General features: G+C 41.6%; 12 protein-coding genes. 7 read left to right on the forward strand and 5 right to left on the reverse strand.

Features of this window, described 5'->3' with window-relative positions; all coding sequences use genetic code 11:
- Positions 1–9: 9 nt before the first annotated feature.
- The 5 genes from NA23_RS09045 to pulA all read right to left on the reverse strand — a co-directional run bounded on the left by NA23_RS09045 (position 10) and on the right by pulA (position 7479).
- Positions 10–345 carry a histidine triad nucleotide-binding protein gene (locus NA23_RS09045; RefSeq protein WP_033192286.1) on the reverse strand — a complete coding sequence of 112 codons (336 nt, stop codon included), beginning with the start codon at positions 343–345 and terminating at the stop codon, positions 10–12.
- Positions 346–366: 21 nt separating this feature from the next.
- Positions 367–1641, reverse strand: coding sequence for a hypothetical protein (locus NA23_RS09050; protein ID WP_052107235.1), 1275 nt, complete (start codon positions 1639–1641; stop codon positions 367–369).
- A gap of 29 nt (positions 1642–1670) precedes the next feature.
- Complete coding sequence (gene ileS / locus NA23_RS09055; protein WP_033192287.1) at positions 1671–4409, reverse strand: isoleucine--tRNA ligase; 2739 nt, start codon at positions 4407–4409, stop codon at positions 1671–1673.
- A 99-nt stretch (positions 4410–4508) separates the two neighbouring features.
- Positions 4509–4868, reverse strand: a complete 360-nt coding sequence (locus NA23_RS09060) for a response regulator (RefSeq protein WP_033192288.1) — start codon at positions 4866–4868, stop codon at positions 4509–4511.
- 85 nt (positions 4869–4953) lie between these two features.
- Entirely contained in the window at positions 4954–7479 is a 2526-nt protein-coding gene (gene pulA / locus NA23_RS09065) for a type I pullulanase (protein ID WP_033192748.1), read from the reverse strand.
- A gap of 255 nt (positions 7480–7734) precedes the next feature.
- Between pulA and NA23_RS09070 the strand changes: the two genes are divergently transcribed.
- The 7 genes from NA23_RS09070 to NA23_RS09095 all read left to right on the forward strand — a co-directional run bounded on the left by NA23_RS09070 (position 7735) and on the right by NA23_RS09095 (position 14357).
- A complete protein-coding gene (locus tag NA23_RS09070) occupies positions 7735–8562 on the forward strand; it encodes a phosphate ABC transporter substrate-binding protein (protein WP_033192289.1) in 828 nt (275 codons plus the stop codon).
- 62 nt (positions 8563–8624) lie between these two features.
- Positions 8625–9488 carry a PstC family ABC transporter permease gene (locus NA23_RS09075; protein ID WP_052107236.1) on the forward strand — a complete coding sequence of 288 codons (864 nt, stop codon included), beginning with the start codon at positions 8625–8627 and terminating at the stop codon, positions 9486–9488.
- Positions 9485–10324: a phosphate ABC transporter permease PstA gene (gene pstA / locus NA23_RS09080; protein WP_052107237.1), complete on the forward strand. Its 840-nt coding sequence runs from the start codon at positions 9485–9487 to the stop codon at positions 10322–10324. The genes NA23_RS09075 and pstA overlap by 4 nt, the downstream gene beginning before the upstream one ends.
- The gene (gene pstB, locus NA23_RS09085; protein WP_033192290.1) at positions 10321–11079 is read left to right on the forward strand and encodes a phosphate ABC transporter ATP-binding protein PstB; all 759 of its coding nucleotides are present in this window, start codon (positions 10321–10323) and stop codon (positions 11077–11079) included. The genes pstA and pstB overlap by 4 nt, the downstream gene beginning before the upstream one ends.
- A 31-nt stretch (positions 11080–11110) precedes the next feature.
- Positions 11111–11245 (forward strand): hypothetical protein, encoded by a 135-nt coding sequence (locus NA23_RS10645; RefSeq protein ID WP_275060687.1) that lies wholly within the window; start codon positions 11111–11113, stop codon positions 11243–11245.
- 89 nt (positions 11246–11334) lie between these two features.
- Entirely contained in the window at positions 11335–12264 is a 930-nt protein-coding gene (locus NA23_RS09090; RefSeq protein WP_033191365.1) for a DDE-type integrase/transposase/recombinase, read from the forward strand.
- Between the two features lie 413 nt (positions 12265–12677).
- A complete protein-coding gene (locus NA23_RS09095) occupies positions 12678–14357 on the forward strand; it encodes an ABC transporter substrate-binding protein (RefSeq protein ID WP_033192324.1) in 1680 nt (559 codons plus the stop codon).

The raw sequence follows: 14357 nt of genomic DNA on the forward strand, positions 1-14357 counted from the left end.
GAAAGCTAATTATCCAAGAGGTCCCAGTTTCCTTCCACCGATTATGTGGAAGTGTATGTGGTGCACTTCCTGACCGGCATCTTTACCGTTGTTTTGAACGATTCTGTAACTTTCCAAACCATTTATTTTCGTCACCATCTTAATTACTTCAAATAATTTCCACATCTTTTGGCTGTCTTCCAGAGAAAGCTCACTAACTGTTGGAACATGCTTTTTGTAGATAGCCAGCAAGTGAACGGGTGCCACAGGTTTTATGTCTTTTATGACTATGAAATCGTCATCTTCGTATACTTTTTCTGAAGGTATCTCTCCGTTTAAGATCTTACAAAATACACAATCAGCCATATCCAGCCCCCCTCGAACGAATCATTCTTCTGAGATTTTTACAACTTTCTTTACGTTGCTCTCAATTTGATAGTATTTCCCATTTCCGACATTTAATTGGTCGATGGTTGTTTTAAAAAGGTAAAGCACAGCGTAGTTTTCAACTTTTGCACTTTTTAAGGAAGAGCTTTTGAATTTCAACACGCTACCTTTCGATGTATTTAATGTTGATACTTTCGATGATATGAGTGATACGGAAGATAAGTCAGAAACTAAGAGTTTATCGAACTGTGAGTTGTAGGAAATTACTTTGGAGAGAAGTCCCACATTAAAAATGTTCGCAGCTGAATTGTTTATCACGACATGGCCACAGTTCTGGATTTGAAGTTCGTCGATTGTGGAGTCAATAATGTAGACAGCGTATGCGCCGTTGATCGAAACTTTGCTAAGCGATGTTTTTCTAATTACTACGAAGTTCGTTAAGTTAGCATCAATGCTCCTGAAGTTCGAAGCATCTACAAAAATCAGAGCCCCTCTATCTGAAGTTATGTCCATCTCAGGACCGATAGCGCTAATGTATGCAGAACCATTTTCAGAAACATTCAACCTTCCGCTTCCAAGAAAACTCACAAGACCAGTTGTGACTAACGTACCTTTGATGTTTAGTTCTGCGTTGAGTGCGCTTATCACTGTGACACCGGATTCTAATATAAGGGCACTTTTTTCTGGGAGCACAGTCTTGCTGATTATCCTGTAAGGTGACTTGGACGAAAGTAGGAACTTTCTGCCAGAGATGTTTGTAATCGGGTTCTGTGAGTCGAGTATGTCGAGTTTTTCGAGTGTTGGAGGTACAAATGCCACATCAGCGACGTTACCGAATTCATCACTGGCAACAGCAAGATAAAACTTGTCGGAAAGTTTGATCTCGTTAGATCTACTTAGAGGTTTTAGGGCTCTTACGTTTGGATCAAGGAAAGTGACCGTGCTGTCAAAAACGTACGTATAAACTTCCGTTGAACCGTTCAGACGAATTTGGTCAGGCACTGTCTTTACCTCTACAGTGAATTTCTGTCCGTTATATGTGATATTTCTCTTACCATCATCCAGAAGCATTCCGTCGATAAACTTGAATGGATAGTTTTTACCATCGACTTTGATTTCACCAGTTAGTTCTATCCGTTCAATCCCCAGTCTCGTAGGAATAACAGTCCCGGCAATCGATGTGACCACCGGGAGAATTAATAACATAAGCGCTATTAAAGATATTGAAGCATTTAGACCAAGCGCATGGGTGTGCAAAGTTTTGATTCTCTTCATCTTATCATCTCTTCTGCCCTTTTTAAATTTTATATCCTTTCACCTCTGAGCACAGCGGAGCATCGTGGACACGTTTCTGGGTGCTGCTCATCTTTTCCAGTGTCTGGATGGTATTTCCAGCAGCGTTGACATTTTTGGCCTTCTGCTCTCTGAACCATTACATTTGCAAACTGGCCATTCAGTCCTGAGACGTTATCAGATAGTGTTACTTTTGAAACTATGAAGAATTCTTCAAGTAAAGGTTCGTACTTTTTGAGCAGAGCCTTTAGCTCATCGTTCTTCGCTTCGATAATTACGTGTGCATCAAGCGAGTGGCCTATCACATCCGACGACCTGGCGCTTTCAAGTGCTTTCAGTACGTCATCGCGTATGAGTAGTAAGTGGTTGAGCTCCTCAAGAAGGTTCTCATCAATAAATTCTTTCCTAAACTCTGGCCAGTATTCAAGGTGCACACTTTCGTATTTCTTCAAGTGACTTTCTTGATAAGCCTCTTCCGCTGTGAAAGGAATGATGGGCGCAAGAATCTTTATCAGTGCTTCAAGTATGTAGTGCAAGACGGTCTGCGCGGACCTTCTGTATATCGAATCTTTTGCCTCTACGTATAGTCTGTCTTTGAGTATGTCCAGATAGATTGCGCTTAGCTCTGTTGTACAGTATTTGACGGTTGCGTTGTAGACTTTGGAGTATTCGAATTCGTCGTAGTATTGCGTTACTTGTTCAATGAATTTCTGGAGTCTGCCAAGTGCCCACTTGTCTAGTGGGAGCAGTTTTTCATACGGTAGTAAATCAGCCTCTGTGAAGTCGTACAAATTACTGAGTAGGTATCTGATCGTGTTTCGCAACTTCCTGTAAACTTCAACCTGCTGTTCGATAATGTTCTTTCCAACTCTGATGTTATCGAAAAAGTCCGTACTCGCAACCCACAATCTCAGTATATCTGCACCGTACTTGTTCACTATCTCCATAGGGTCTATTACATTACCCAGTGATTTACTCATTTTTCTGCCTTGTTCGTCTTTGATGAATCCGTGAGTTACAACCGCTTTGAATGGTGCTGTTCCCGCCTTTGCAGTTGAAAGGAATATCGAGCTCTGGAACCAACCCCTGTGCTGGTCATCACCTTCAAGGTAAAGGTCAACGGGGAACTTTTCACCTTTTGAGCGTATCACTGCTTCCCAAGAGCATCCAGAATCGATCCAGACATCCAGTGTATCGTGAGTTTTTTCAAAATTTTTGCTCTTGCATGATGGACAATGGAAATCTGCAGGAACCAGTTCGTTGACATCGAGCTCAAACCATGCATCTGTTCCTTTTTCTTTAACTATGTTCGCAAAATGTTCGATTACTTTTGGATCAAGTATTACTTCGCCGCAGTCCTTACACTTGACCGCCGGAATGGGCACACCCCAGACTCTCTGACGGGAGATAGTCCAATCTGGCCTTTCTTGCACCATAGCTGTGATACGATTTTCGCCCCATGAAGGATACCACTTAACCTTCTTAATCTCTTCCAGCACTTTGCCACGAAGGTTATTCTTATCAACTGAGATGAACCACTGAGGCGTTGCGCGGAACATAACTGGTCCTTTACAGCGCCAGCAGTGTGGGTAGCTGTGGCTGATCTTTCCCACTTTTATCAAAGCACCGTTGTTTTTCAAATCATCTACTATGACTTTGTTAGCATCCCATATTTTCAAACCTTCGTATTTGCCTGCTTCTTTTGTGAACCTTCCCTCATCATCTACGGGTGAAAGCACGGGAAGGTTGTATTTTAAGCCCGTTTGGTAGTCCTCTTCACCATGTCCCGGTGCCGTGTGGACACAACCAGTACCGTCTTCGAGTGTCACGTAATCTGCAAGAACGATAACCGAAGTTCTGTCGTAAAGCGGGTGCTTTGTGAGTCTTCCTTCAAGTTTTTTTCCTACAAATTTTTCAACGATTTCAAAATCAACGCCCACATCTGCAGCGAATTTCTGGAGAAGTCCTTCGGCAACTATCCAGTATTCTCCGTCGACCTTTATTTTGACGTACGTATAATCCGGATGGAGTGCAATGGCAACGTTTGCGGGAATAGTCCAAGGTGTTGTAGTCCAGATAACAACAAAGGTATTTGGCTCGTCAATTATCTGGAATTTCACGTAAATAGATGGTGACTCGTGGTCGTGGTATTCTATCTCCGCTTCTGCAAGTGCGGTTCTACATGTTGGACACCAATAGACTGGTTTGTTACCGCGGTAGACATTACCGTTTTCTACCAGTGTTTTGAATACATCAAGGATGTGATATTCATAATCTGGGTCGAGCGTTATGTAAGGATGTTCCCAGTCACCCTTAACACCAAGCCTCTTGAATTCTTCTCTTTGAATGTCGACGTATTTCAGTGCAAATTCCTTACATAGTTTTCTAATCTCAACCGGCGTTTTGTTCTTTGCTTCTTCACCAAGCGAGGTTGTAACCCTGTGTTCAATGGGCAATCCATGAGTATCCCAGCCCGGAACGTACGGTACTCGATAGCCACGCATCGTCTTGTATCTTGTAACGAAATCTTTTAGGACCTTATTCATGGCGGTTCCAAGATGGATATCTCCGTTTGCGTACGGAGGACCATCGTGAAGCAGATACGTTGGTGCACCTTCTCTTGTTTCTAATGTTTTCTTGTAAATCTCTTTCTCTTCCCAAAACCTCAGCATCTCTGGTTCCTTGTTCACAAGGTTTGCTTTCATCTGAAAGTTCGTTTGCGGCAGGTTCAATGTAGCTTTATAGTCCAATTTGAGCACCTCCTATGACCATTCTATCGATTTTCACCGATTACACAATACAAAAAAAGGGGTGATGCCCACCCCTTTTCTAAAAGGTGTGGGCATCATTCACATGTTAATCAAACGGCTAATTACTTCTTTTAGTTCTGTTAAATCCGATGACTTTACGATGTAGGCATCTGCAGCCCAAGAGGCCATGTCGCTTTTGTAATGTGAATACGCTGTCAATAAAACGAGTTTCGCTTCACGCCTTATTTCTCTTAACTTACCTGCAAGTTCCAATCCGTTCATGCTACCGGGCATTTCTATGTCGATAGTAACAAGGTCGTAGGGCTTTTCCGAGAATTTTTTCAGTGCTTCGTCAGCATTTTCTGCCTCATCTACTTCGTAACCTGCATCCATTAATTCTTCAGCTATCAAGAGTCTCATGTTTGGTTCGTCTTCAACAACAAGAATTCTTTTGGGCATAATTTTACCCCCTTTCTCGGGGATATTATACCACAAGCATTGTTAATATTTCAACTCACTTTTGACAAACTTAGATTAATTCTTGTTAATGTGCCTTGTACATCACCATAGCGGATATCGAACCAACGTCTATCTTGCCACTAACTTGATACAGTACATTGTTCCCTGCTTTGCGCTTGTCCACAACAACATTCCATGTGCCTTCAGGAAGCGTGAATTGTTGGTCCTTTGTATCACCGTTGTAGATCACGAGTATCTCTTTCCATGGGTCGTTTTCGTCTCTGATTACAAACGCTACCATCTTCCTTGGAGCAGGCAAGAACGTGATTTTCTTTCTTATGTCTTCAGCTGTTCTCTGTCTGAACGCAATGTGTGATTTTCTCATTTCGATGAGCCCTTTGTAATAATTGAAGACATCAATAAATTCTGCCTTTCTCGCGTAATCAAAGCCGTTGATTGATATTGGTGAACTATATGAGTTTTCATCGAATTTCTTCGTTCTTGCGAAGTCTTGACCGCCGTGCAAAAATGTTACGCCTTGAGATGTAAGAAGTATAGCACCTGCGAGCTTTTGTGCATCTTTAAGCATTTCTTCTGTCCATTTCACAGTTGTATCGGCCTGTGCTGCTAAATAATTCTTGTCCCAGAGTGTATGGTTGTCGTGGCATTCGACGTAATTTATCGTTTCTTGCGGGTCTTTTGTGAAGCTTTTGATAATTTCGTCGTATTCGATGCTGCCCACAACACCACGCTTTACACCAGTTTCTTTTGCAAGAGCGCCCATGAGGAAACCTTTCACTGTTGCGTTGAAAACGGAACCGCGCAGTGCATCCCTGAATTCGTCGTTGAACGCTGCGATGCCTGTTCCTCCAACATCTGCTTTTCCAAACCTAACAGGTGCACCCCAACCGCCCCAAGGTTCACCATACAGAAGAACAGTCGGTTCTATCTTTTCAAGCTCTGATTTTATAACGAGCATTGTTGTTTTATCCATCAAGCCCATTTGGTCGAACCTAAAGCCATCAACTTTGTATTCTGTGACCCACCATTTCAACGTATCGATTATGTATTTTCTCATCATCGGTCTTTCGCTTGCAATAACGTTTCCACAACCGCTTTCGTTCAAATACGCACCCGTTTTATCGATCCTGTAGAAGTAGTACGGAACAGCTTGATCGAATGGGGACATCACACCAACGCCCCAAGTGTGCGGGAAGACCATGTCAAGGATTACCCTTATGCCGTTTTCGTGGAGTGCCTTTACCATCTGCTTCACTTCAATTATCCTCGTATAAGGATTGATTGGATCTGTTGAATATCGACCTTCTGGTACAGTAAACAGGTACGGGTCGTAGCCCCAGTTGTAGCTCTTTTCGAAGTCCTTGTCAGCTTCATCACCTGTCCAGAAGTCGAACATCGGCAGGATGTGGACATGTGTGACACCGAGTTCAACAAGATGATCAAGTCCTGTGGTTACTCCATTGGGACCCCTTGTGCCTTTTTCAGTAAGGCCCAAGTACGTTGCTTTGTTCTTAACTCCAGAATTATCGAGCCCTGTTATATCTGCGATGTGGATTTCGTAAATTATCGCATCTTCTGGTGCTGCCAAAGGTGGTCTTGCGACCTTTTCCCAATCTTGCGGATTTGTTTTGCTGAAGTCGATTATTGCACTCTTAGCTGAATTCTTAGTGACCGCTTTTGAGAAGTAGTCAACGGCTTCTCTGTATTCTCCGTAGCTGAAGTACCTAATTTTGTAGAACCAACCATCCCAGTTACCTTCAAGAACAACTTCCCATGCCCCATTTCCTATGTATTTCATCGGAACAACTTTCGTTGGTTCTTTGTCATCCCAGTTCTTGTAAAGCAACAAATCAACAGTCTTTGAAACAGGTGACCAAACTCTGATCGTTGTCTTTGTAGGTGTGTATTCGAAACCAAGAGGTCCATCGTAGTAGATTTTATCGAGTATCTCCATCATCACGACTCTTGCAGCCTTGTAACCTTCGATTTCTACTTGCACATCTTTGTTGACATCTTCGAGTTTGATAGGTTCTGCAAGCACAACCTTGACGTGGTTTGTTTTTGAAATATCGGTAGGATTAGCCTTCTCAACGCGTGCGATCTTGAGAGGTTTCCCATCTACCGTTACTTTTGCACCTACTTTTGTTGTGTCCACCTGGCCTGTTAAGTATGCTTCGATCGTATTTTGGTCTCTTGCCTGTGCAAAGAGAACCCTTGGACTTGTGTCTGGTTTTGTTGTGTAAATCTGTTCAATTCCTTGCAAGAGCCACACCTCCGCCTTTCCGTCTTTGATTGTTATAAACCTATCCATTGCAACGTCTTTTTCTTTCCACTCTCCAAGTCTAACTATAATTCCTACTTTCGTCAATGTTTCTTGGAATTTTACCTTTGCCACCACTCCGAAATCGTCTCTTTCGGTGAATTGATAAGCGGCTCCATCTTTTGAGATAGGTTCTACCCACCAAATCCACAAGTTCCAACCGTCGTAGTTACCGTCCCATCTGTGGTAATGGATGATGAGCTCTGTTTCAGCAAAACCTACTGACAATGAAAGCAAAACAAGAAAAATCACAGAAAGTTTTTTCAGCATACCTATCCTTGGATCGTTGAACATACCCGCGCACCTCCCTAAGTAGGGTTTTTAATCTGATAAGAAAACGCCAAGATCCATAACCGAAAGTATTATACATGATTATATGATTATTTTCTACCTATTCTTGGAACTATTTCCAGAAGAATCGGTTATGGCAATGTGCGTTCTTAAAAATTCTTAATATACCAAAAATCTTCCTTAATTAATTGCTGAGAAAATTAGAGCGAACTTTAAAAATTGGAGGTGTTATGTATGAGAAAGTTCTTCTTAACTGTATTACTTGTTTCGCTCTTTGCGGTATTTGGTTTTTCAAACACGTTAGTTATCAAAGGTTCAAACACACTCCTTGACGTTGCACAGTTGTGGGTTGAAGAATTCAGCAAAATGAATCCCGGTATCAAGATCACACTTGAAGGTGCTGGAAGTTCAACAGGAATTGCAGCACTCTTCAACGGGACGACAGACATAGCAAATTCTAGCAGATGGCTTAAAGACTCCGAAGTTCAGAAGATGCTTGAATTGAAAAAATGGTTTGCTCCAGTTCTTGTTGCATGGGACGGTATTGCGATTGTTGTTCACAAGAACTTACCTATTAATAACATCACCATCGACCAGTTAAGGGATATCTACACTGGTAAGATCACAAGGTGGAATCAGTTGAATCCTAACTTGCCAAACGCTGAAATAGTCCCATTCTCAAGAAACACTGCATCAGGAACATTTGAAGTCTTTAAAGAAAAAGTCCTCGGCGATGAAAAAATGTCACCAAGAGTTAGAATGCTTGAATCATCGATGGCAGAACTTGAGACCGTTGCAAAGACACCTTACTCAATTGCTTACTTTGGAGTGGGGTATGTTGATCAGAGCGTTAAAGTAATCTCTGTGAACGGAGTAATGCCAACAAAACAAAATATCCTCTCTTACAAGTATCCACTCTCAAGACCATTGTTCGTCTTTGTGGATGTAACGAAGGGATGGCCAGAAGAAGGACCAGTTGCCGATTTCCTGAGGTTCATAGTATCAAAGAGAGGTCAGGAACTTGTAGAAAAGGCAGGATTTGTTGCAGCTCTTGGTCAGTAAGAATTGCTAAAATACATAGTCAAAGAACGTTTTGAAGATTTGTTGAGGAAAGGGGATGCGATGTGCACAGAGAGATAAAGGACAAGACGCGTAAAGCATTGATGGGAATATCTTCAATTACAGCGATCGCTGCTCTCTTTGGGATATATTACTACCTTGTGAAAGAATCTTTACCAGCTATCCGCTCCGTTGGAGCGGAGCTCTTTTTGTCTGATCAATGGTACCCGGTATGGGAGCCTGCAGAATTTGGAATGCGCACACTTATCATCAATTCAATCATTGTAACCGCTTTAGGAACACTTATAGTTGTACCTATAGCGTACTTTATGGCAATATATTTGCACGGATTTGCTTCTAAGAAGGAAAAGTCTGTGATAAGGCGATTAATCGAGTACCTTTCTGGTATTCCATCGGTGATCATTGCTTTCGTATTCTTGACCTATCTAAGCCCAGTTTTCCCTAAATTGGGTATATACTCACCGCAGAACTTGCTACTTGCACTGATAGGATTGTTCTTTTTAACGATACCGATAAGCACGGTTTTGATATTGGAGTCTTTGGATAATGTTCCAAGGGAATTGGAGGAAGCAAGTGCAGCACTTGGGGCATTGCCGTTGAAAACATATACGAGAATTACAACAAAGGCGGCCTTACCTGGTGTTTTGAATGCTATCGTTCTTACAGCTAACCGAATCGTTGGTGAAACTATCGTCGTGCTGCTTCTTGGTGGTGGAGCTGCGATGGTACCCAGAAAATTGACCGACCCGATGAAGACGTTAACGGCTGCTATAGCGAGCGAAATGCCCGAGGCAGCAAGGTTCTCTTTGCACTACAGTGCGTTGTTCTTCGCTGGATTAGTTTTGATAATCTTTTCAACGATATTTGAACTAACCTCTGTTGCGCTGCTAAGGAGGAGTCGCAAATGAGCCCTGATAAAAAGAAACTCAGATCAAAGGCCTCGGAAAACAAGAAGGCACGTATTGTTTTAAGAACACTGACGTACGTAATTTCGGTTCTTATCGTTCTTGTCTTTTTACTAGCGTTCGTTCCAGGTTTTAAATACTGGTCTTGGGAGTTCTTCTCTCAATTTCCTAAAAACCAGATGACGGATGGTGGGATATTCCCAGCGATTTTGGGTTCGGTACTGTTGACAGCTGTGTCGTTGGTGGTTGCCGTTCCACTGGGAGTATTACTTGGTATTGTGCTATCTGAATACAATTTAACCTACATAAAATTCGCGGTGACGGTCCTAAGTGGTGTTCCATCGATCGTGTACGGACTTTTTGGATTGGGGTTGTTCTGCATAACCATGAATATGCGCACTTCGATACTTGCAGGTGCGTTGACTTTATCACTTATGGTTCTACCCGTTATTTCGTCTTCGGTTTACGAAGTTATGCAATCCATACCAAGAGAGCTCAGAGAAGCTGCGTATGCTCTTGGTGCAAGAAAGAGTGAAGTAATATTCGACATGTTGGTTCCTTCTGTAAGAAACAGTATTTTAACTGTATCGTTCGTGAGTGCCGGTCGTGTTATTGGTGAAACCGCACCGTTGATCTTAACTGCTGCGGTTTTCTATTCACCACAGCTACCGAGAAATTTACTTTCCCCTGTTATGACACTACCAACACACGTATATTACTTGGCTGCTGCATACGGTAGTAAAGCACGCTGGATGGCGGAAGGTACAGCGTCTGTTTTGATACTATTCGTGATACTTGTTTATACAATAGCATTCATGTTCAGGAGGGAAAAGAAATGACAGATTATGTAATTGAAGTGAGGAATTTCAACGCATACTACGGTGAAAAACTTGCAGTTAAAGATGCTAATTTGAAAGTTCAAAAAAATAAGATCACAGCTATCATGGGGCCATCGGGTTGCGGTAAGTCAACGTTGTTAAGAAGCATGAACAGGATAAACGACTTGATTCCAGAATTTAAAGTTCAAGGTGAAATACTCTTTCACGATAAGAACATATATGATCCCGAGGTTGATGTTTACACACTAAGAAGAAGGATAGGAATGGTCTTTCAAAAGCCAACACCGTTCCCTATGTCCATCTTTGAAAATATCGCGTACGGTTTGAGATTGATAGGTGTTACGGATAGAAGGGAGTTAAAAGAAAAGGTAAGGACCGCACTTGAGATGGCTGCATTGTGGGACGAGGTCAAAGATGACCTTGAAAAGAGCGCGTTAAAATTATCAGGTGGTCAGCAGCAAAGACTTTGTATAGCAAGAACCATTGCAATTGAGCCAGAAGTGATACTCTTTGATGAACCAACAAGTGCCCTTGATCCCGTTGCCACGCAAAAAATAGAAGCTTTGATTGAAGAATTAGCAGAGAAATTTACAATTGTGATCGTTACGCACAACATAGGACAAGCTTCAAGAATTTCAGATTACGTCGTTTTCATGTACCGTGGAGAGATAATTGAACAAAACGAAACCTCAAAACTGCTAACAAATCCGCAAAACGAAATCACACAGCAGTTCTTAAGTGGTAAAATAGGATAATGGAAAGTACAAAATAGAAGGAGGAATACATATGACCGATGAAAGACACCATTTCGAGAAAGAGTTTTCAATGCTCAGGGCAGAGCTTTCAAAGATGGTTTCACTTGTAACTGACTCCATAGAAATGGCCTCCGTAGCTTTCGAAAACCTAGATGCTGTTAACTAAAAGTATTGAAAATTTCCAAAAACCGTATTATCTTCTTATTAGTGGAACACCCCCCACCATCAATTCTCACAAAAAGGAGGTACTCCACTATGCAAAATTCTGTAGTCTCTTGCCCCAAATGCGGCTCTACCAACATCTACAAAAACGGTCATGATAAGTACGGTAACCAACAATACTTTTGCAAAGACTGTAAGCGCACTTTCAGACTTGTTCATTCAAAAAAACACAAGCTCTTCTCTTTCCCTTATCCTAAATGCCCTGTCTGTGGAAAAACTATGCAAATCCACAAAATCAAAAAAGCCTTCGTTAAGTTCCGTTGCCGTTCTTGCCATACCAGAGACGAAATCCCAACTAACTTACCTCAATTTGTCCCTCTTCCTTTCGACTCTTTCAAGTTCTTCCGTTTCCCTATCTTTATTGTCCTTAAAGCCTTCGTCCTTTATTTCAAAGCTGTGTCCTTGCGTTCCATCAGAGACTCACTTAATATCAAAGTCTCTCATGTCGCTATCTACAAGTGGATCCTTAAGTTGTCTTGTTTCTTTTCCATCCTCGTTCCTGTAGATGCTTTCAAAGTCCATGGTGATGAAACTGTCGTTTTGTTTAAATCCAAAAAGTACTACGTTTGGTTCTTAGTTGAGCACGATTCGAATCTTATTGTTGCTTGGCATGTATCCAAATATCGCGATATGGGTCAAGTGAAGATATTGTTAGAGAAGTTCTTTGGTAACAACGAAAGAACAATCGAACTAATTACAGATGGACTTGGTGCATATGGTGCAGTGAAGATACTATACAAGAATATCAATCATATTGTTGTGAGACTTGGGCAAAACAATCAATGTGAATCGAAGTTTTCGTTATTCCAAGACTTTGTACGAGCCAAGCGTGGATTTAAGAATATTGACAATCTTCCAATGTACGTGAACAGCTTTTGTGTAGTGAGAAATCTCTTGAAACTGAACAACAATGATATTGCGCGTGTTATCTGTGTTCTATTGTCTTCCATCACTACAAGTTAACAGCATCGGTTGTGATTGAAATCGCGATTTAACAGACTTTTGGATTACTTGTATGTTAACACCAGCTATATTATACCACCAAGTTCTTCAAATTTTGCAATACTTTTTTGAAGATTTTCAATTTTTGACTCAAGAGACTTGAATTTAATAAGGGCTGTTCGCCTAAATGTCTATTTTCTATGCTTTCGCATCTTCAAGAAGCAACTCTTGATTTTTTAACCGAAAACTTCTGGAATGAAAATGCGAATATTTTCAGCAAAAATTTATTTAAGAATGACTCTTTAATTCTTTTTTCACAAAGCCAAAATTTGATTGGTTATTACAGTTATGACTGTAAATATTTACATAGCTAAAATACGAACGAATCATAAGCCCGCCCTGATGGGCAAATCACTTAGGTAGGAGGGGTCGTTATGAGAAGGTTTTTCCTGCTGGTGTTTCTGGCGGTTTTTCTTACAACAGCTTTATTTGCTGATGTTGTCTACAAACGTGATGAAACGTTGTACGCAGGTGGTGGTATGTGGTCTCCACCATCCAACTGGAACCCGATCACACCATGGAACGCAGTAACGGGGACTGTAGGATTGATTTACGAAACGTTGTATGGTTACGATCCTCTCAAAGACGAACTCATACCGTGGCTTGCCGAAAGTGGAAGATGGCTTCAAAAGAACGCCTTTGAAATTAAGCTGAGAAAGGGTGTAACTTGGCACGATGGTACACCGTTTACATCAAAAGACGTGAAATTCACACTGGAACTTGCAAAACAAATCCCCGAAATTTCCTACAGCTATTTGTGGAACTGGATTGCAAAGGTAGAAACTCCGGACGATTATACGGTTGTTTTTACTTTCACAGTTCCAAGGTATCACGAATGGAACTACCAACTTTACCAGTTACCGATTATACCACAGCACATCTGGTCGAAAAGGTCAAAAGATGAAATTCTTTCCGGCGCAAATGAGAAGCCAATTGGAACAGGACCTTACATGGCCGAAACATACTCAGATGATCGTATGATTTACCTGAGAAACGATAGCTGGTGGGGAAACAAGGTTTTCGGACAGCCAAAGCCAAAGAGGATTGTATACTTAAGAGTGCTCAGCAACAACGTGGCAGTCGGAATGATACTCAAAGGTGAACTCGACATTTCCAATTTCTTCCTGCCAGGTATCCCAACATTAAAGAAGAGTTATTCTCAAATTCATACGTGGTTTGATAAAGAACCCTACATGCTTTCCGACAACACAGCGTATTTGTTTATCAACACAACAAAGAAGCCCCTAAATGATCCAAACCTTAGAAGAGCTTTGGCTTTCGCAATTGATCCGAACGTCATTGCCAGAACAGTATTCGAAGGACAAGTTGTGCCAAGTAACCCTGTTGGATTCCTCCCAATCAAAGGTTGGATGAAGTACTATCCTGAAAATGCTGTCAAACAACTTGGATTTAAGTATGACCCGAAGACAGCAAGAGAATTACTTGATAAAGCAGGATACAAGGATGTAAACAAAGATGGCTACAGAGAAGCACCGGACGGAAGTAAGTTCAAAGTCTCTATAATTGTTCCGTTCGGATGGACCGACTGGATGGAATCCGCTAAGCTTATCGCCTCACAGTTCAGAGCCGTCGGTATCAATGCAGAAGCTCAGTTCCCCGATTACAGTAAGTACTGGGAAGACTTAACAAGCGGAAAATTCGATATGGCGATCAACAACTTCAATTCCCAGATGAGCGTCTCTCCGTGGACGATGTTCAACTGGGTCTTTAATTCCAACATCGACGAATATATGTACAACGGTAATTTCGGAAGATACAACAATCCAAAACTCTTCGATTTAGTCACACAACTTAACATGACACCAATGGATGATATTGCTGCTAATAAACGTATTGTGGAACAAATAGCTGAGATCTTCCTCAAAGATATGCCGGCGATACCTCTATGGTACAATGGTATGTGGTTCCAGGCAAGTACGCAAGTTTGGAAGAATTGGCCAAGTGAAAAGAATCCATATGCTTATCCAGTTACCTGGGTCGGAAGATGGCAGACCGGAGGAATACTCATGCTGATAGGCATATCAAGTAAATAA

It is taken from the genome of Fervidobacterium islandicum (assembly GCF_000767275.3).
GTDB classification, from domain to species: Bacteria; Thermotogota; Thermotogae; order Thermotogales; family Fervidobacteriaceae; genus Fervidobacterium; species Fervidobacterium islandicum.